At 75.4% G+C, this 18,323-nt stretch carries 17 protein-coding genes; 5 read left to right on the plus strand and 12 right to left on the minus strand.

Annotated features, from left to right (window positions below; genetic code table 11):
- Nucleotides 1-9 precede the first annotated feature (9 nt).
- Nucleotides 10-828 carry a rhomboid family intramembrane serine protease gene (locus AB0G32_RS19900; protein WP_361164452.1) on the minus strand — a complete coding sequence of 273 codons (819 nt, stop codon included), beginning with the start codon at nucleotides 826-828 and terminating at the stop codon, nucleotides 10-12.
- Nucleotides 829-952: 124 nt separating this feature from the next.
- Between AB0G32_RS19900 and AB0G32_RS19905 the strand changes: the two genes are divergently transcribed.
- Complete coding sequence (locus AB0G32_RS19905) at nucleotides 953-1,282, plus strand: hypothetical protein (RefSeq protein WP_361164455.1); 330 nt, start codon at nucleotides 953-955, stop codon at nucleotides 1,280-1,282.
- Between the two features lie 6 nt (nucleotides 1,283-1,288).
- On the opposite strand, the gene AB0G32_RS19910 is transcribed toward AB0G32_RS19905, so the two are convergent.
- Entirely contained in the window at nucleotides 1,289-2,689 is a 1,401-nt protein-coding gene (locus tag AB0G32_RS19910) for an FAD-dependent oxidoreductase (RefSeq protein ID WP_361164458.1), read from the minus strand.
- Between the two features lie 41 nt (nucleotides 2,690-2,730).
- Complete coding sequence (locus tag AB0G32_RS19915) at nucleotides 2,731-3,771, minus strand: DUF4349 domain-containing protein (RefSeq protein ID WP_361164461.1); 1,041 nt, start codon at nucleotides 3,769-3,771, stop codon at nucleotides 2,731-2,733.
- A gap of 164 nt (nucleotides 3,772-3,935) precedes the next feature.
- Here AB0G32_RS19915 and hemG point away from each other — a divergent pair, with 164 nt between their 5' ends.
- Both hemG and hemQ read left to right on the plus strand, forming a co-directional pair.
- Nucleotides 3,936-5,405, plus strand: a complete 1,470-nt coding sequence (gene hemG, locus AB0G32_RS19920; protein WP_361164464.1) for a protoporphyrinogen oxidase — start codon at nucleotides 3,936-3,938, stop codon at nucleotides 5,403-5,405.
- A 4-nt stretch (nucleotides 5,406-5,409) separates the two neighbouring features.
- Nucleotides 5,410-6,141 (plus strand): hydrogen peroxide-dependent heme synthase, encoded by a 732-nt coding sequence (gene hemQ, locus AB0G32_RS19925; RefSeq protein WP_361164467.1) that lies wholly within the window; start codon nucleotides 5,410-5,412, stop codon nucleotides 6,139-6,141.
- A gap of 25 nt (nucleotides 6,142-6,166) precedes the next feature.
- On the opposite strand, the gene AB0G32_RS19930 is transcribed toward hemQ, so the two are convergent.
- From AB0G32_RS19930 to AB0G32_RS19945, 4 genes are all read right to left on the minus strand, one after another.
- Entirely contained in the window at nucleotides 6,167-7,750 is a 1,584-nt protein-coding gene (locus tag AB0G32_RS19930; protein WP_361164470.1) for an alpha/beta hydrolase, read from the minus strand.
- Nucleotides 7,751-7,931: 181 nt separating this feature from the next.
- Nucleotides 7,932-8,711, minus strand: coding sequence for a TIGR04222 domain-containing membrane protein (locus tag AB0G32_RS19935; RefSeq protein WP_361164473.1), 780 nt, complete (start codon nucleotides 8,709-8,711; stop codon nucleotides 7,932-7,934).
- Nucleotides 8,712-8,805: 94 nt separating this feature from the next.
- Nucleotides 8,806-10,101 (minus strand): DUF692 domain-containing protein, encoded by a 1,296-nt coding sequence (locus AB0G32_RS19940; RefSeq protein WP_361164594.1) that lies wholly within the window; start codon nucleotides 10,099-10,101, stop codon nucleotides 8,806-8,808.
- A 127-nt stretch (nucleotides 10,102-10,228) separates the two neighbouring features.
- Nucleotides 10,229-10,945, minus strand: coding sequence for a peptidyl-tRNA hydrolase (locus tag AB0G32_RS19945; protein WP_361164475.1), 717 nt, complete (start codon nucleotides 10,943-10,945; stop codon nucleotides 10,229-10,231).
- Nucleotides 10,946-11,002: 57 nt separating this feature from the next.
- On the opposite strand from AB0G32_RS19945, the gene AB0G32_RS19950 reads away from it, so the two are divergent.
- Complete coding sequence (locus tag AB0G32_RS19950; RefSeq protein ID WP_361164478.1) at nucleotides 11,003-11,866, plus strand: ATP-binding cassette domain-containing protein; 864 nt, start codon at nucleotides 11,003-11,005, stop codon at nucleotides 11,864-11,866.
- Nucleotides 11,863-12,534 carry an ABC transporter gene (locus AB0G32_RS19955; RefSeq protein WP_361164480.1) on the plus strand — a complete coding sequence of 224 codons (672 nt, stop codon included), beginning with the start codon at nucleotides 11,863-11,865 and terminating at the stop codon, nucleotides 12,532-12,534. Before AB0G32_RS19950 ends, AB0G32_RS19955 begins: the two co-directional genes overlap by 4 nt.
- Here AB0G32_RS19955 and AB0G32_RS19960 read toward each other — a convergent pair.
- From AB0G32_RS19960 to AB0G32_RS19980, 5 genes are all read right to left on the minus strand, one after another.
- On the minus strand, nucleotides 12,526-12,708 hold the full coding sequence (locus AB0G32_RS19960) for a hypothetical protein (RefSeq protein WP_361164483.1): 183 nt from the start codon (nucleotides 12,706-12,708) through the stop codon (nucleotides 12,526-12,528). The genes AB0G32_RS19955 and AB0G32_RS19960 overlap by 9 nt on opposite strands.
- 18 nt (nucleotides 12,709-12,726) lie before the next feature.
- Nucleotides 12,727-13,572: a polysaccharide deacetylase family protein gene (locus tag AB0G32_RS19965; RefSeq protein WP_361164486.1), complete on the minus strand. Its 846-nt coding sequence runs from the start codon at nucleotides 13,570-13,572 to the stop codon at nucleotides 12,727-12,729.
- Between the two features lie 83 nt (nucleotides 13,573-13,655).
- The gene (locus tag AB0G32_RS19970; protein WP_361164489.1) at nucleotides 13,656-15,179 is read right to left on the minus strand and encodes an FAD-dependent oxidoreductase; all 1,524 of its coding nucleotides are present in this window, start codon (nucleotides 15,177-15,179) and stop codon (nucleotides 13,656-13,658) included.
- Nucleotides 15,180-15,210: 31 nt separating this feature from the next.
- Nucleotides 15,211-16,623, minus strand: a complete 1,413-nt coding sequence (locus AB0G32_RS19975) for an alkaline phosphatase PhoX (protein ID WP_361164492.1) — start codon at nucleotides 16,621-16,623, stop codon at nucleotides 15,211-15,213.
- A gap of 148 nt (nucleotides 16,624-16,771) precedes the next feature.
- Nucleotides 16,772-18,316 carry a SulP family inorganic anion transporter gene (locus AB0G32_RS19980; RefSeq protein WP_361164495.1) on the minus strand — a complete coding sequence of 515 codons (1,545 nt, stop codon included), beginning with the start codon at nucleotides 18,314-18,316 and terminating at the stop codon, nucleotides 16,772-16,774.
- Between the last annotated feature and the right edge of the window lie 7 nt (nucleotides 18,317-18,323).

An 18,323-nucleotide genomic window follows, 5' to 3' on the forward strand; every position in this document is an offset into this window, starting at 1 on the left:
CCGGCGGGATCAGGGCGCCCGCCGGGCCCGTCGCCCGAAGACGATGCCGGGTGGCTCCGGTGGTGCGGGGGTGCCCGGCTTCAGTGGCCGGGCCAGCAGCATGCCGAGGACGAAACCGGCCACATGGGCCACGTACGCGACGGTTCCCGCGGCACTGACGCCCTGGCCCGCCGAGTAGAACGCCTGCAGGACGAACCACAGGCCCAGCACGATCCAGGCCGGCAGCCGCAGCGGCAGGAAGATCAGGAACGGGACCAGGACCCAGACCCGGGCCCTGGGGTAGAGCACCAGATACGCGCCGAGGACGCCGGCGATCGCCCCGGAGGCGCCGATCAGGGGCGCCGCCGACGTGGTGTCCGTCAGGGCGAACCCGTACGCCGCCGCGTAGCCGCAGACCAGGTAGAACAGCAGGAACCGCAGGCGGCCCATGCGGTCCTCGACGTTGTTGCCGAAGACCCACAGGAACAGCATGTTGCCCAGCAGGTGCAGCCAGCCGCCGTGCAGGAACATCGCGGTGAGCACGCTCAGCTCGGGGGACTTGGCGTAGTCCGGCGCCGCGATCACGCACCCGGGGCCGTGCGGGCCCACCCCGGTGTCGCCGGTGGGCACCAGGCGCGGGAGCCGGTGGTGGACCAGCTCCCGCGGGACGGCCGCCCAGTGGTCCAGGTACGCCTGGAGATGACACCGCTGGGCCAGGCCGCCGGCGCCGGTGAGCGAGTCGGCCATGCCGGGCATGGACAGGAACACCGCGACGTTCGCGGCGATCAGCGCGTAGGTGACCCACGGGGTGCGGCGCACCGGGTTCACGTCATGGACGGGGATGACCACGGATCACTTCTGCCCGGCACCCGGACGGCGAATCGGCGGGCGCGCTGAACGCCGCCGTCCGGGTCCGCGTATCCCTCCTCGACCGTCCGTGGCGCGGTGCCGCGGGACGAGGGAGGAACAGGCGATGAACGACCGAGCGACTCCCGCGATGCACGCCCTGCCCGACGGCGAGGCGGAGATCGCGCTGGTACTGCGGCTGCCCTGGGAGGACGTCGCCCGGCTCGGCCAGGAGGCCGGGCGGCTGGCCGCGCAGCGGCAGCGGCCGGTGACGCTGGACGAGGCGGTGAGCCACCGGCTGCGCTCCGCGCGGAGCGCGGCGCACGCCCGGCCGGGCGCGCAGCCGGGGGAGCAGCCGGCCCCGGTGGTCGCTCCCGCGCCGGTGTCGTCGCTGCCGCCCCGGCCGCCGGGGGAGCAGGCGCGGCAGGCCATCGACCGGATCAACGGCACCGCGTGAGCCTGCTCAGCCGCGCCGCTCGACCGCCCGGGCCGCCTTGCGGGCCGCCACCAGCACCGGGTCCCAGACCGGCGAGAACGGCGGGGCGTAGCCGAGGTCCAGGGCGGTCATCTGCTCCACCGTCATGCCCGCCGTGAGCGCCACCGCCGCGATGTCGACCCGCTTGCCCGCGCCCTCCCGGCCGACGATCTGCACGCCCAGCAGCTTGCCCGTGCGGCGCTCGGCGAGCATCTTCACCGTCATGGGCGAGGCGTTCGGGTAGTAGCCCGCGCGGCTGGTCGACTCGATGGTGACCGCGACGAACTCCAGCCCCACCCGGCGGGCGTCCTTCTCCCGCAGTCCGGTCCGGGCGATCTCCAGGTCGCAGACCTTGCTGGCCGCCGTGCCGACCACACCCGGGAAGGTGGCGTACCCGCCGCCCGCGTTGGTGCCGATGACCTGGCCGTGCTTGTTGGCGTGGGTGCCGAGCGCGATGTGCCGCTGCTGCCCGGAGACCAGGTCGAGGACTTCGACGCAGTCGCCGCCCGCCCAGATGTCCCTCTGCCCGCGCACCCGCATCGCACGGTCCGTCAGCAGCCCGCCGTAGTGGCCGACGGGGAGACCGGCGGCCCGCGCCAGCGACGTCTCGGGGGTCACGCCGATGCCGAGCACCACGACGTCCGCCGGGTACTCCGCGGCCGGGGTGACGACGGCGCTCACCCGGCCGTCCGGGCCGGTGCGCACCTCGGTGACCTCGGTGTCGTTCACCATGGTGATGCCGAGGCCCTCCATCGCCTCGCGCACCAGGCGGCCCATGTCCGGATCGAGGGTGGACATCGGCTCCCGGCCGCGGTTGACGACCGTCACCCCGTAGCCCCGGCGGATCAGCGCCTCGGCCATCTCCACGCCGATGTACCCGGCGCCCACGACCACCGCGCGGCGGCCGCCCGCGCGGGCCAGCGTGTCCAGCAGCGCCTGCCCGTCGTCGAGCGTCTGCACGCCGTGCACCCCGGGCGCGTCCGCGCCCGGCAGGTCGGGCCGCACCGGCCGCGCGCCGGTCGCGACGACGAGCTTGTCGTACGCCGTCCAGGACTCGGCCCCGGAATCGACGGCACGCGCGCGTACCCGCCGGCCCGCCACGTCGATCTCCGTGACCTCGGTGCGCGTCCGCAGGTCGATGCCGCGGGCCCGGTGCTCCTCGGGGGTGCGGGCGATCAGCCGGTCCCGCTCGTCGACCTCGCCGCCCACCCAGTACGGGATGCCGCACGCCGAGTAGGAGCTGAAGTTGCCGCGTTCGAACGCCACGATCTCCAGTTCGTCCGGGCCCTTCAGCCGGCGGGCCTGCGACGCCGCGGACATCCCCGCGGCGTCGCCGCCGATGATCACCAGTCGTTCGCGCCCGCCTGCCGCACCGCCGCTCATGTCCATGCGGACACGCTACGGGGCGCCGCCGGGCGGCGCGGCAGCGGTCAGTCCGCCTCGCGTCCCTGGTCCGCCCCCGGCGCCGGGCGGGCCGTCGGCAGCGGGCCCAGGGCGGTCGCGGTGGCGGCGGGGGCCGGGCGGCGCGGCAGCCGGGGCCGCAGCAGCCGCACCCACAGCAGCACCAGCAGCGCCGCCACCGCCGCGAACGGCAGCACCGCGCCGAGCACCACGGCCAGCCAGCGCAGCATCGTCACGAACGCGTCCCAGCCGCCCGCCAGGGCGTCGGTGAACCCGGGATCGTCGTCCTGGCCGCCGGCCGGCGCGGGCGACTCGGTCAGGGTGAGGGTGATGGTGGCCAGCGCGGCGCGGTCCGCCAGGGACGCCTGCCGGGCGAGCAGCGACTCCAGCTCCGCCTGCCGGCCGCTCAGTTCGCCCTCCAGCGTCACCACGTCGCTCAGCCGCTCCGCCCGGTCCATCAGCTCGCGGACCCGGGCCACGCTGGCGCGCTGCGAGGTGATGCGGCTCTCGACGTCCACGACCTGGTCGGTGACGTCCTGCGCCTTGGAGCTGCGGTCCAGGAGCTCGCCCGCGCCCGCCAGGCCGTCCAGCACCTTGTCGTAGGCGTCGACGGGCACGCGCAGCACCGCCTCGGTGTACTCGTGGTCCTCCTCGTCGCGTTGGGTGGTCTCCTCGCCGACGTAGCCGCCCGCGTCCTCGGCGGCGGTCCGGGCTTCGGCGAGGGCCTCGGGCACGTCCTCGACCCGCACGGTCAGGGCGGCGGTGCGGATGATGTGCGTGGCGGGCAGCTTCACCGGCGCCGTCGCCCCGGCCTCCTTGCCGGCCCCGCCGCCGGCGGCCTCCGGCGCGCCCTGCCCGCCCTGTTCGCCCTGCCCGCCCTGTCCGGCGTCGGCCGCCTTGTCGGCCGAACCGCTCGCGCCGCCGTCGCCCGCGCCGGAGCAGCCGGTGAGCGCGAGGACGGCGGCCAGCAGCAGGGCGGCCAGCGCCGGGACGGGACGGCGCGGGGAACGGCGTGCGGGACGCCGTACGGAGCGGTGTGGTGAACGGTGTGGTGAACGTTGTGCGTGCATGCGGACCCCCGCGCTCTGGACGACTGATGCTCCTTCGACGCCGGGCCGGGGCAGAACGTTGGCGCCCGCCGGTCCCGAACAGGTCACGGTCCGGACGCGGCCCGGACGCGGGCCGGCACCGGGGACCGTCGGGCGTTGTCAGTGGGGTCTGAGAAGGTGGTGGCATGTACGCAAGTCGGACCCGTGCGGGCACGGGGCATGTCGTCGTCGTGGGAGCCGGGATCGCCGGTCTGGCCGCCGCCCACCGGCTGCTGGAGCGGGGTGCGCGGGTGACCGTCCTGGAGGCGTCGGACCGGGTCGGCGGCAAGCTGCTGCCCGGCGAGATCGCGGGCGTCCGGGTCGACCTGGGCGCCGAGTCGATGCTGGCCCGCCGCCCCGAGGCGGTCGGCCTGGCCCGCGCGGTGGGGCTCGCCGACCGGCTCCAGCCGCCGGCCACCGCGACGGCCGCGCTGTGGACCCGCGGCGCCCTGCGGCCCATGCCCAAGGGCCACGTCATGGGGGTCCCCGGCACCGCCGCCGCGCTGTCCGGCGTGCTCTCCGCGGCGGGGCTGGCCCGCATCGAGCAGGACGCCGAACTGCCCCGCACCGAGGTCGGGGACGACGTGGCGGTGGGGGAGTACGTGGCGGCCCGGCTCGGCCGCGAGGTCGTCGACCGGCTGGTCGAGCCGCTGCTGGGCGGGGTGTACGCGGGCGACGCGTACCGCATCTCGATGCGCTCGGCCGTCCCCCAGCTGTTCGAGGCGGCGCGGACGCACACCTCCCTCACCGAGGCGGTCCGCGCGATCCAGGACCGCACGGCCGCCGCGCCCGGCCCCGGCGGCCCGGTCTTCATGGGCATCGAGGGCGGCATCGGCACCCTGCCCCCGGCGGTCGCCGAGGCGGTCCGCGCCCGGGGCGGCGAGATCCTGCTGAGCACCCCGGTGACCGAACTGCGCCGCACCGCCCCGGACGGCGGCTGGCGGATCGCCGCCGGCGACCGGGTGCTGGCGGCCGACGCCGTGGTCGTCGCCGTCCCCGCCCCGGCCGCCGCGGCGCTGCTGCGCGCCGAGGCGCCCGCCGCCGCGGCCGAGCTGGCCGCCGTGGAGTACGCCTCCATGGCGCTGATCAGCCTCGCCTACCGCCGCGCGGACGCCGCCGCGCTGCCCGAGGGCAGCGGCTTCCTGGTGCCGCCGGTGGACGGACGCACCATCAAGGCGGCCACCTTCGCCTCCCGCAAGTGGGGCTGGGTCGACCGCGCGGACCCGGAGCTGGTCGTGCTGCGCACCTCCGTGGGCCGCTACGGCGAGACGGAGATCCTTGGCCGCGACGACGCCGGCCTGGTCGCCGCCGCCCGGCACGACATCGAACAGGCCACCGGCCTCACCGCCGCCCCCGTCGCCACCCGCGTCACCCGCTGGCACGACGGCCTGCCCCAGTACCCGGTCGGCCACCACGCGCGGGTGGCCCGCCTCCGCGCGCACGTCGCGAAGCTCCCCGGCCTCGCCGTCTGCGGCGCGGCCTACGACGGCGTCGGCATCCCGGCGTCCGTGGCCGGCGCCCACGCGGCCGCCGACCAGCTCCACGGCGACCTCACCGGTGTGCAGGAACTCACCGCCCACCCGGTGCGGAGCCCGCACGGCGGAGCGGGAGAATAAGGCCATGAGTGACGACGCCACCACCCCTGCCGCCGAGCGCATCCCCAACAAGGGCAAGCTGGCCAAGGACCTCAACGAGGTCATCCGCTACACCCTCTGGTCCGTCTTCAAGCTGAAGGACACGCTCCCCGAGGACCGTGCCGGGTACGCCGACGAGGTCCAGGAGCTGTTCGACCAGCTCGCCGCCAAGGACGTCACCGTCCGCGGCACCTACGACGTGTCCGGGCTGCGCGCCGACGCCGACGTCATGATCTGGTGGCACGCCGAGACCAGCGACCAGCTCCAGGAGGCGTACAACCTCTTCCGCCGCACCAGGCTGGGCCGCGCGCTGGAGCCGGTCTGGTCGAACATGGCGCTGCACCGGCCCGCCGAGTTCAACCGCGCGCACATCCCGGCCTTCCTCGCCGACGAGACGCCGCGCAACTACATCAGCGTCTACCCGTTCGTGCGCTCCTACGACTGGTACCTGCTGCCCGACGAGGACCGCCGCCGCATGCTCGCCGACCACGGCAAGATGGCCCGCGGCTACCCCGATGTGCGGGCCAACACGGTTGCCTCGTTCTCGCTGGGCGACTACGAGTGGATCCTCGCCTTCGAGGCCGACGAGCTGTACCGGATCGTCGACCTGATGCGCCATCTGCGCGGCTCCGAGGCCCGCCTGCACGTCCGCGAGGAGGTCCCGTTCTACACCGGCCGCCGCAAGGACCTGCCCGAGCTGGTGGCCGGGCTGGCCTGAGCGCGCGGGCGGCGGGCCGCTCCGGTCAGCCCTCCGGGGCCGGCCTCGGCGCCGGGCGCGGGGCGCAGGACGCGTCCCGCGCCGGCAGCCGGCCCGCCAGCAGATACGCCTCCAGGTGGCCGTTGACGCACGCGTTGGGGCCGCCCGCGATGCCGTGGGTGCCGGCGTCCCGCTCGGTGACCAGCACCGAGCCCGCCAGCCGGCGCCGCAGCTCCAGCGCCCCGGCGTACGGCGTGGCCGCGTCCCGCTCGGCGGCCAGGATCAGTACCGGCGGCAGCTCGCCCGGCGCGGTCCGCACGTCCAAGGGCCGCTGCCGGGGCGCCCGCCAGTAGGCGCACGGCAGGTTGGTCCACACGTTGTCCCAGGTCTCGAACGGCGCCCGGCGCGCCAGCCGGGTGTTGTCCCGGTCCCAGACCTCGAACTCCGTGGGCCAGGGCGCGTCGTTGCACTCGACGGCCGTGTACACCGCGCTCGAGTTCTCCGCCCCCTCGGCCGCCTCCGGATGCGGCCCGGCCAGCTCCACCAGTGGCTCCGGGTCGCCCTTCAGATAGGCCGACAGCGCCCGCGCCCGGTGCGGCCAGTGCTCGTCGTAGTACCCGGCGCGCAGGAACGACCCCTGGAGCTGGGCCGGTCCGACCGTGCCGCCGGCCGGCCGCTCGGCCAGCATCGCGCTCGCCCGCTCGTAACTGCCCCGTACCTCGCGCGGGGTGTCCCCGAGCCCGTACACGTCGTCGTGGGCGGCGATCCACTTGCGGAAGTCCCGCCAGCGGTGTTCGAAGGCCGCCGACTGTTCGAGGTTGTTGCGGTACCAGATCATCTCCGGACCGGGATCGACCACCGAGTCGAACACCATCCGCCGTACCCGCCCCGGGAACAGCTCCGCGTACAGCGCGCCGAAGTACGTCCCGTACGAGGCACCCATGAAGGTCAGCTTCCGCTCGCCCAGCGCGGCGCGGATCACCTCCAGGTCCCGGGCGTTGTTCAGGGAGTGGTAGTGCCGCAGCGCGTCGCCCGTCCGCTCGGCGCAGCCGCGGGCGTACGCCGCGGCCTCGGCGGCGCGCTCCCGCTTGTACGCCTCCGAGGGCTGTTCCGGAGCGGGCCGGGGCCCCTTGAAGAAGCGTTCCGGGTCCTGGCAGGACAGCGGCGCGGACGGGGCCACCCCGCGCGGCGCGTAGCCGACCAGGTCGTACGCCGCCGCCAGCCGCTTCCACTCGGGGACCATGCCGATCAGCGGGAAGTGCAGTCCCGAGGCGCCCGGTCCGCCCGGGTTGTAGACCAGCGCGCCCTGCCGGGGCACCGCGCGCTCGCCGCCCCCCGGGGCCTTGCCGGTGGCCCGTACCCGGCCGACGGTCAGTTCGATCCGCCGGCCGTCGGGGCGGGCGTAGTCCAGCGGGACGGTGACCGTGCCGCAGCGCATGCTGCCCGGCAACTCGTCCGCGTCGGGGCAGTCGCCGAACCGGATGCCGGCCGCGGCGGCCCGGGCGGCGGCCACCTCGGCGCCCCGGCGCTCGGCCGCGCCCGGTTCCCCGGGAGCGCCGCCGGCGGGGGCGGCGGTGAGGGCGGCCAGGAGCAAGGAACCGGCGGCCGAGTGGAGGACGGCTGCTCTCATCGCGTATCCCTTTCGCTGCACGGAGTCGCCGCACGGAGTCGCCGCACGGAGTCGCCGCACGGAGTCACTGCACGGATTCACCGCACGACGTGCGACAAAAGGGATGGTTCGTTCGACGGTCGGGGAAGGCAAGCACCCCGGCCGGTGTCGGCGCCGGCCGTTCCCGTGGCCCCCGGACGGGTCAGTCCGGCAGCCCCCCGCACTCCCCACGGTGTGCGAAGGCCGCGCGCAGGTCCGGTTCGCCGATCGCCCGGACGCCGCGGACGGCGACGGAGGTCAGGTCGGTGGGCGCGTCCCCGGGGCGGCCGGCCCGCCGGGCGAACGCGCCGAGCAGCCGCTGCCCGGCCGGTGACGCCCACGCCGAGTACGGGTGCACCTCGATGCGGGCTATGGCCAGGCAGGCGAGGGTCAGGGTGAGCGGCAGCGCGAACCACAGGCCGACCAGATAGCGTGGCACGTCGTAGACGGCGGGCAGCGCCAGCGCCGCCGCCCCCAGCGCGCACACCACCAGCGCCGCGAGCCGCACATGGCGGACGGCGGCGGCCACCGTGCGGACGCCGTCCGGCACCGCCAGACCCGCGCTGACCAGCCGGTCGGCCAGCCCCCGCACCGCCTCGGTCGAGGCGGCCGACACCCGTACCGGGGCGATGCGGGACTGGCCGCCGGGTCCTATCGCCCCGATCACGGACCGCTCCATCTCGTCCTGTCCGCGCGGGTCGACCACGGTCGCCCAGCCGGTGTGCGCGAGCAGCAGCCGGCGCTGCCGGGCCATGGACACCATCGTCAGGTCGGCGACCCGGGCGGGGCCGCCGGACAGGAACGCGGCCTCGTAAAGGTCTAGTTCACGTCCACGGCCGAAGTCCGACCCGCCGTTCGCGGCGCGCGCGGCGGCCAGACACAGCCGGGTGCACGCCGTACCGGCGACGGCCCAGGCGGACAGCAGAAGAAGGACCCAGAACATGCCGTTTTTCTATGCCAAAGGCAGGCTCTTCGCCACGCCCTGTTCAGCATCCGGACCCAGTGTTGCCGGTATGTGACGTTCCGTTCGGGGCGGTTCAGCGCCCCAGCACCATCCGTCGCGTGGCTCGCGCCAGTCGCACCGCCGGACGCCGGGAGCGGGGCACCGGTCCGGACCGCTCCCGCCACCACTGCCGTACCTCCCGCCGGACCCGGGCGTCCTGCGGCGAGCCGGTCCGCACCAGGTGCGCGGCGAAGTCCAGGGCGTCGCGGCGGTAGCCGCCCGTCATCGGCCGGCCCCGGGCGTACCCGAGGAAGGCCGGCCGGTACGCCGGGCCGAGGATCACCGGCAGTTCGGGCGCGACCTTCGCCACCACGTCGGCCCGTTTCCCGGCCAGCGCCCGCGCCTGCACCGCCAGCCGGGCCCGGTCGAACCCCGCGGGCACCGGCGCCCCGGCGACCAGCGCCGACAGCAGGGCGTCCTGGGCGAGCGCGAGCCGTCGCCGGGCGTCCGCGCCGGCGGCCGGCACCGCCCGGCGGCCTCGCGCGGCCTCGGCACGCACCGGCCCCCGACCCTTCTCCACCGCCGCCCGGATCGCGGCCAGTTCCCCCTCCAGTTCGGCCGGCGCGGGGAAGTCCTCGTCCCGCTCCAGCAGCACCCCCGGCGGCGCGACGCGTGCCGCGAGGTCGCTCAGCACGTCCAGCACCGGCTGGGTGACGGGGTGGGCGTGGCTGTCGTGCCAGACGCCGTCGCGTTCGAAGCCGCCCGCGACATGGACGTAGGCGAGGGCCTCCAGCGGGAGCTCCGCGAGCGCCGCGGCCGGGTCCTCGCCCCGGTTGACGTGGTTGGTGTGCAGGTTGGCGACGTCGATCAGCAGCCGTACGCCGGTCCGGTCGGCCAGCTCGTACAGGAACTGACCCTCCGTCATTTCCTCGCCCGGCCAGCAGAGCAGCGCGGCGATGTTCTCCACGGCGAGCGGCACGGGCAGCGCGTCCTGGGCGACGCGGATGTTCTCGCACAGCGCGTCGAGGGCGTCGCGGGTGCGGGGCACCGGCAGCAGGTGCCCCGCCTCCAGGCGCGGCGTGCCGGTCAGCGGGCCGCCCGCCCGGACGAACGCGATGTGCTCGGTGACCAGCGGCGACCCGAGCGCCTCGGCCCGCGCGGCCAGCGCCGCCAGCCGGGCCGGGTCGGGTCGCTCGGCGTCGCCCAGACCGAGGGAGACGCCGTGCGGCACGACCGTGACACCGCGCTCGCGCAGCCGCAGCAGTGACTCGGGGAGATGGCCGGGGCAGACGTTCTCGGCCACGACCTCGACCCAGTCGATGCCGGGCATCGCCTCGATGGCGTCCGCGATCTCCGGGCGCCATCCGATGCCGGTTCCCAGCCGGTGCATGGCCTCCACCCCCTCTCCTTCGCACATGCCGTTGGTATCGCCGCCGGCGGGGGTGCCGAACCGTCGCACGGGCCCGTTCAGAGGAAGATTTGAGGTTCGGCGGGCGGGGGAGACGAGCGGTCACCCGCTAGCGCAGCCCCGGATGATCCGCCACCACCGTGCAGGAGCCCGGCGCGATCTCGGTGAACCCGGCGTCCCGGACCACCGGCAGACCGCTGCCGGTCAGGCGGGCCCAGTCGGCCGGGTCCGCGGTGCGCACCGCGAGCGGGAAGCCCGCGGCGTGCCAGGCGGCGCGCTGCTCGCCGGTCAGCTCCCACCAGGCGAGCTGGGCGCCGTGCCCGGCCTGCGCCATCGCCTTGCCCGCCGACATGCCGACCTCGGGACTCATCCACAGCACCGGCCCGGACCGGTCGGCGGCGGCGGGCGGCTCGGGGTCGTCCAGGTCGGTGCCGGAGACCTGGAGCTTGGCCAGCTCCTTGGGCCAGCCGTCCAGCGGGACCGGCGGGAAGACCCGTACCTCGGCCGTCTTCCCGGTCACCGTGATGCCGTCCAGCGCCTCGGCCCGCCGCCACTCGGCGCCCCGCGCCCGCCGCACCACCTTGCGGATCCGGGCGTCCTGCCAGTCGCGCACCGCCTCGGCCCATTCCCCCTCGCCCATCGACCGCGCGTCGGCGAGCATCACCAGCACCGCCCGCGCGGCGGTCTCCAGCGCGTCGGTACGGGCCGGCGGCGCCGCCCGCTCGATCCGTACCACCAGCGGCAGCACGAACTGCGGGGCGAGGTCGCGGCCGGTGGGTTCGGCGCGGAAGGGGCTGTCGGGAGCGGATGTCGCGTCGTTGTTCACACCGCCCAGTCTGCCAAGCCGCCACGGACCGGGCCGAGCCCGGGAGAGTATGGGGCCATGCGAGGTGAGGTACGGCTGACGGGCGTGGGCCGCCGCTACGGCCTGCGCGGCCCCTGGGTGCTGCGCGGCGTCGACCTGACCGTGCCGTCCGGCGCGCTGGTCCGCGTCGAAGGCGCCAACGGCACCGGCAAGTCCACCCTGCTGCGTCTCCTCGCCGGCCTCGACCGGCCCACCGCGGGCCGGATCACCGGGCGCCCGCGCACCGCGTACGTCCCCGAACGCTTCCCGCCCGCGCTGCCGTTCACGGCCCTCGGCTACCTCACCCACCTCGGCGCGGTGCACGGCATGCCCCGGCGGGCGGCGGTCGACGCGGCCGGGCAGTGGCTGGAGCGCCTCGGTGCCGCCGGGCACGCGGGCACGCCGCTGGCCCGGCTGTCCAAGGGCAGCAGCCAGAAGGTGGCGGTGGCGCAGGCGCTGCTCGCCGAGCCGGGACTGCTCGTGCTCGACGAGGCGTGGACCGGCCTGGACACCGACGCCGGTACGGAACTGGAGCGGGCGGTGGCCGAACGCGCCGCGTCCGGCGCGGCCGTGGTCTTCGTCGACCACGATCCGCGCCGTCTGACCGGCCTCACCGACGCCACGTACACCGTGCGCGACGGGGCCCCGCACCGGCGCACGGCACGGGCGGCGGAACCCGCCGGGCCGCGGGTCGTCGTACGGACCCGAGGCCCGGCGGGGAGCGCACTGCCGGCCGACGCGCACCGGCTCGCCACCGTTGTCGAGGAGCCGGCCCCGGGCACGTACCTGCTCACCGCCCCCGCCGCCCGCTCCGACGCTCTGCTGCGCACCCTGCTGACCGCCCGTCCGCCGTGGCACGTGGCGGAAGTGGCGGCGGAACACGGGCCGGAGGCCGGACCATGACGGCGCTCCTCCGCTACCAGACCGCTCTCCTCCTGCGTTCCCAGCGCTGGTTGCCGCCCCTCGTGCTGTATGCCGCCGTCCTGGGCGTCGGAGTACAGGCCGGCCAGCCGGTGCTGGACTCGCTCGGCTGGGCCGCCGCGATGCTGCTGCCGGTCGCGGCCTGGCTGGTGCGGATCTGCGTCATGGCTGAACCGCCCGCCGCCCGTGCCTGTGTGGCCGCCGCTGCCGGACCCGGCCGGGCTCATCTGGCGGCCGTGCTCGTGGCGCTGACCGCCGCGACCGCGCTGGGCGCGGCGGCGGCCGCGCTCGTCACCGTGATCAGCGACCCGGTGAGCACCGACCGCGCCACCCGCCTCTCCCCGCTCGCGGCGGGCGGCGCGGGACTGCTCGCCACGCTGGTCTGCGCACTGCTCGGCACCGCCGTCGGCGTGATCGGCGCCTGGCCGGTACTGCGCTCACCCGGCCGCGCGGTCCCCGCCCTGCTGCTCACGGCGCTGCTCGCCCTGGTGGCGACGGGCTCCCCGGCGCACGCGGCGGTGACCGGCCTTGTCGCCGGCTCACGGTCGGGCACGGTGCCACTGCCCCTGATGCCGCTCGCCGGGGCGGCCGTCCTCGCGGCCGCCGCCACCGGCGGGGCCTGCGCGCTCACGTCACGCCGCTCACCCTGAACAGGCCGTCCGCTGCGCCTCCAGCCACTGGCAGGCCGGGCAGAGGGTGACACCCTTGTACGACTCCGGGTACTCCGTCGGCTCCCGGCACAGCACGCACTCCGCCAACGGCGGGCCCGCGGCCTTCGGCGGCCGGCCCGCGTCGTCGGTCAGGCGGTGGTCGTCCTCGCTCATACCTCCAGCGTAGAACCGTCAGGTCCGCGCGTTCCCGCTGCCGACCAGCTCGGACACCTTCACGAAGCGGTAGCCCTGCCGCCGCAGTTCCGGGACGACCGCCCGGACCGCCGCCTCGGTGACCGGGGCGGCGCTGCGGGTGCAGTGCAGGACCACGACCGAGCCGGGCCGGACCCCGTCCAGCACCTGCCGGGCCACCGCGTCCGGGTCCGTCGCGAAGGCGTCGCCGCTCACCACGTCCCACTGCACGGCGGTCACCCCGGCCGCCGCCAGCTCCTTCAGGGCGGCCGGATCGTGGCAGCCGCCGGGGAAACGGAAGTACGGCATCGGGTCCCGCACCCCCGCCTCGCGGAACGCCGCGTACGCGCGCTCCACGTCCGCCCGCATCCGGCCGCGGTCCACGGTCGGCAGGCCGTAGCAGTCCGCGGTGAAGGCGTAGTGGCTGTAGGAGTGGTTGGCGACCTCGAAGAGCCGGTCGCGGCCGAGGGCGCGGGCCTGGTCGGGGTACTCCTCGGCCCACCGGCCGGTCATGAACACCGTCGCCGGCACCTTCAGCTCCCGCAGCGCGGCGATCAGGGAGGGGTTGTCGAAGTGTTCGCCCGCCGCCGCCCGGGGTCCCTGGTCGGCGGTCATGTCGGCGTCGAAGGTGAGCGCCACGGTCCGTCCGGCGGTGCGCGGGCCGTGCTCGAAGACCGGGGTGAGGCCGGCGGGGCCGGGCGCGAGGGTCGGAACGGACGGCTTGGCGGAGGAAGCGGAGGAAGCGGTGGAGGCGGCCGGGCGCCGCGGAGCCTCGGTGGTGCCGCAGGCGGTCAGGGCGGCGCCGAGGAGGGCGACCAGGGCCGTACATCGCACGAGAGTGATCATCGTACGAATGTATGGGTGGTTTTGTCGGGTTATATCGAGCTGGTTGGTGACCCGGCCGGGCGGTCACCCGCCCGGCCGGACGCTCAGATCTCCCGCCGCTCCAGCGGCTTGGTCGCCGGGCCCTCGACGACCTTGCCGTCGGTGTCGAAGCGGGAGCCGTGGCAGGGGCACTCCCAGGCGCGTTCGGCCGCGTTGAAGCCGACCAGGCAGCCCAGGTGGGTGCAGCGCGGCGAGACGGCGTGCGGCACGCCGGCCTCGTCGCGGTAGACGGCGACCCGGTCGCCGTCCGCCGTGCGGACCACCGCGCCCTCGCCGGGCGGCACGGTGTCCACCGGCGGGGCCGGCTTGAGCCGGTCGCCGACGAAGTGCTTCGCCACCTCGGCCTGCGTCTTCAGCAACCGCGGCGCCTCCCGTACCTGGGTGCGCAGCCGGCGCGGATCGTACAGCTCGCTCCACGCGCACCGCGCGCCGGTGATCCGCGCGGTGAGCAGCAGGCCCGCCATCATGCCGCCGCTCAGCCCCCAGCCGCCGAAGCCGGTGGCGACGTAGGTGTGGTGCGCGCCCGGGTGCAGCGGGCCGACCATCGGCACGGTGTCGGTGGGGTCGATGTCCTGGGTGGCCCAGGAGTGGGTCAGCTCGACGCCGGGGAAGTGGTCGCGGGCCCAGCCGGACAGCCGGCCGAAGCGCTCCCGGGTGTCGCCGGTGCCGGGGGTGAAGTGCTCCCCGGTGGCGATCAGCAGCCGTTTTCCCGGTTCGGCGAGCGGGGCGGTGCGGACCGAGCGGGTGCCGTCGTCCGGCGTGATGTACATGCCGTCGACGTCCTGGCCGGCGTCGACCGGACCGGCCACGACCAGTTCGCGGCGCGGGGCGAGCCGGGCGAACAGCAGCGCCCGGTCGAAGACCGGGTAGTGGGTGGCCACGACCACGTCCCGGGCCCGCACCGTCGCCCCGGTGTCCGTCGACACCCGGCAGGGCGCGCCCTCGTCCAGGCCGTGCACCACGGTGTGCTCGAAGATCCGGCCGCCGCGCGCCACCAGGTCGGCGGCGAGGGCCAGCAGATACTTGCGCGGATGGAACTGGGCGCCGCCGGAGACCCGCACCGCCCCCGCCACCGGGAACGGCAGCCCGGTCTCCGTCACGAACTCGGCCGGCAGCCCCGCCTCCTTCGCCGCCGCCGCCTCCGCCCGCAGCTCAGTCACCCGGCCCGCGTCGCGGACGTAGGTGTACGCGCTCCTGGACTCCCAGTCGCAGTCGATGCCGAGTTCGTCCACCAGCGCGGCGGCGCGCGCGATCGCCTCGGTCTGCGAGCGGGCGTACAGCCGGGCGCCCTCGGGGCCCCGGGTGCGGCGCAGCCGGTCGTAGACCAGGGTGTGCTGGGCGGTGAGCTTGGCGGTGGTGCGGCCGGTGACGCTCGCGGCGATCCGCCCGGCCTCCAGCACCGCCACGCTCCGCCCGGCCCGCGCCAGCTCGTACGCCGTGCTCAGCCCCGCGACGCCGCCGCCGATCACGGCGACGTCGACCGTCAGGTCCCCGGCCAGGGCGGGGTACGGGTCCCCCGGTGCCGTTTCGAGCCAGTACGAGTCGCTGACCTGCGCGTTCTCCGTCATGCGGGTCCGGGTACCCCGAGTGCCGCCGCCGTCACCCGTGCCAGGGGCCGGTCACGGCGAACGTCGTCCCCGGGGTGTAGCAGTTGACATACATGGTGTCCCCGCCGGGCGCGAAGGTGACGCCGGCGAACTCGCCCCACTCGGGAGCGTCAGTCGAACCGATGTTCTGCCGGCCGCGGGCCATCGGGTACACCTCGCCCTTCCGTGTCACCCCGAAGACGTGCTGGGCGCCGTTGCCGTCCTCGCAGACCATCAGGCCGCCGCTGGGCGCCAGGCAGATGTTGTCCGGCGACTCGCCGGGCAGCCGCACAACCGTGTCCGGGCCGAAGACGATCACCAGGGTGAGCCGGCGCCGCTCGGGGTCGTAGCGCCAGATCTGGCCGTAGTGGTCGGCGGCCGAACCGTCCGCGCTGCGGGCGAAGGACGACACGAAGTACACGCTGCGCCCGCCCCAGTAGCAGCCCTCCAGCTTCTGCGCGTGGGTGATGCCGCCGGGGCCGAAGTCCTGGAAGCGGATGGCGGTTCCGGTGGCCAGCGGGTCGGGGACGTCGGCCCACTCGACGCCGTCGAAGGCGGCGCCGGTCTGCTGGATCGTGGACAGGTCGGGGACGCCGGGCACCCGCATCGCCTGGAGCCGGCCGCCCGCGCGCAGCGAGCCGGTGCCGCCGAGCGGCTTGTCGGGCAGGAAGCGGTAAAAGAGGCCGAACGGCTTCTCGAAGGCGTCCTCGGTCTCGTAGACCACGCCCCGGCGCGGGTCGACGGCGATCGCCTCGTGCTGGAAGCGGCCCATCGCGGTCAGCGGGACCGCGCCGGTGCGGTGCGGGTCGGCCGGGTCGACCTCGAAGATGAAGCCGTGGTCCTTGGCGTAGCCGTTGGTGCCGGCCCGGTCCTCGGTCTCCTCGCAGGTCAGCCAGGTGTGCCACGGGGTGGGCCCGCCCGCGCAGTTGACCGCCGTACCGGCGATGGCGACCCGCTCGGACAGCACCCGGTTGCGCGAGTCCAGGGTCAGCGCGGTACAACCGCCCTTGCCGGCCGGGTCGTAGGTCAGGCCCTCGACGGTGGGTACCGGGACCCGGCCGTCGGCGCGGTTCTCGTGGTTGCGGACCAGATGGACGGTGGAGCGGCCCCGGCCGGCCGGGAAGGCGGACATGCCGTCGGGGTTGGAGGGGACCGGGCCCTCGCCGGAGCGCAGCGGGTCGCCCTCCCGGGACAGCACCCGGTAGCGGAAGCCGGCGGGCAGGTCGAGCAGCCCGTCGGGGTCGGGGACGAGCGGGCCGTACCCGGTGTGCCCGAGGGGCCGGGCGGCGGCGTCGCCGGCGAAGAGTTCGGTCAGGGCGCCGGTGAACACGATGCCCGCTCCCAGGGCACCGGAGCGGGCGAGGACTTCACGGCGGGACGCCGGGCGGGATGCCGGGCGGGATGCCGGGCGCGGGGACACGGACATGATGGGGAAACCTTCCTGCTGGCGGACAGGACTGTGACCCCGCTGTGTTTATCATCTCGCCGCAGGCCCGGGAACCACACGCGGCGCACGTGTCAGGTCCGGGCACCCCACGGGGGCGCGTGGGGTGCCCGGACGTCTCAGCCGGGCGTCACCCGGTCCGTTCCGTCACCTTTTCGCCTGCCTTCCCCGTCGCTTTCCCCGATTTCCCCGTCGCCTCTTCCGTCGCCTTCTCCGTCACCTTCACCGGATCGGTGCCGGTGGCGCTGTGCCGCTCGGCCCAGTTCTCCAGCGCGGTGCGGCAGGCGTGGTCCAGGTGGTGCAGCCCGGACAGGTCCAGCTCGATGGGCCGGTCCGCGGGCAGCGCCTCCAGGCTGTCGAGGATCTTCGGCAGCCGCAGGAAGGTGGCGTTGCCCGACAGGTACACCTGGATCGGACCGGCGCCCTTGTCGACGATCTCGGTCTTCAGGTGCGAGGCCTCCCAGGCGGTCTTGACCACCGACAGGGCCAGCCCGATCAGCACGCCCTCGAACATGTTGACGGCGACGATCGACACGGCCGTGACGATCAGTATCAGCGCCTCGCCCCGGTGCGCCCGCCACAGCGCGCCGATCCCCCGGAACGGGATCAGCTTCCAGCCGGCGTGCACCAGGATGCCGGCCAGCGCGGGCAGCGGGATGTAGGCCAGCGCGGCCGGCAGCAGCGCCGCGAACAGCAGCAGCCACACGCCGTGCAGGACCCGGGACGCCTTGGTCCGCGCGCCCGCGTGCACGTTGGCCGAGCTGCGCACGATGACCGCGGTCATCGGCAGCGCGCCGAGCACTCCGCAGACCGCGTTGCCCGCGCCCTGCGCCATCAGTTCCTTGTTGTACTGGGTGCGCGGACCGTTGTGCAGCCGGTCCACCGCGGCGGCGCTGAACAGGCTCTCGGCGGAGGCGATCAGGGTGAAGGCGATGATCGTGCCGATGATGCCGACGCTCGCCAGTTCGCCGAAGGCGTCGGCGCCGGGCGGCTGGATCGAGTCGAACAGGCCGTTGACCTCGACGGTGGCGACCGGCAGCGAGAAGGCGAGGACGGCGAGCGTGGCCAGCACCACCGCGGCCAGCGCGCCCGGCACGGTCTGGACCCGCCGCGGCAGCTTCTTCCAGCCGGCCAGCACCGCGACGGTGCCCGCGCCGACCGCCAGCGAGACCAGCGCCTCGGTGGAGCCGAACGCGTCGGCCGCCGCCCCCGGCAGCCCGGCGATCTTGCCGAGCCCGGAGGCGGGGGCGTCCAGACCGGCCGCCGCGTACAGCTGTCCGGCGATGATGACCAGCCCGATACCGGCCAGCATGCCCTCGACCACCGAGAGCGAGATGGCCCGGAACCAGCGCCCCAGCCGCAGGGCGCCCATCGCGAGCTGGAGCAGCCCGGCCGCCAGCACGATCACGCCCAGCGCGGGCAGCCCGTAGGTGTCGACGGCCTCGTAGACCAGGACGGTCAGTCCGGCGGCGGGGCCGGACACCTGGAGGCTGCTGCCCGGCAGCAGACCGGCGACGATGCCGCCCACGATGCCGGTGACCAGGCCGAGTTCGGCCGGCACCCCGGAGGCGACGGCGACCCCCACGCACAGCGGCAGGGCCACCAGGAAGACGACCAGGGAGGCCGCGAAGTCCTGCCGCAGGAAGGGGTACTTGGTCAGGGATATTCGGGACATGGCGCCG

Source organism: Streptomyces sp. NPDC023723, from assembly GCF_040639815.1.
In the GTDB taxonomy this organism is placed as follows: Bacteria; Actinomycetota; Actinomycetes; order Streptomycetales; family Streptomycetaceae; genus Streptomyces.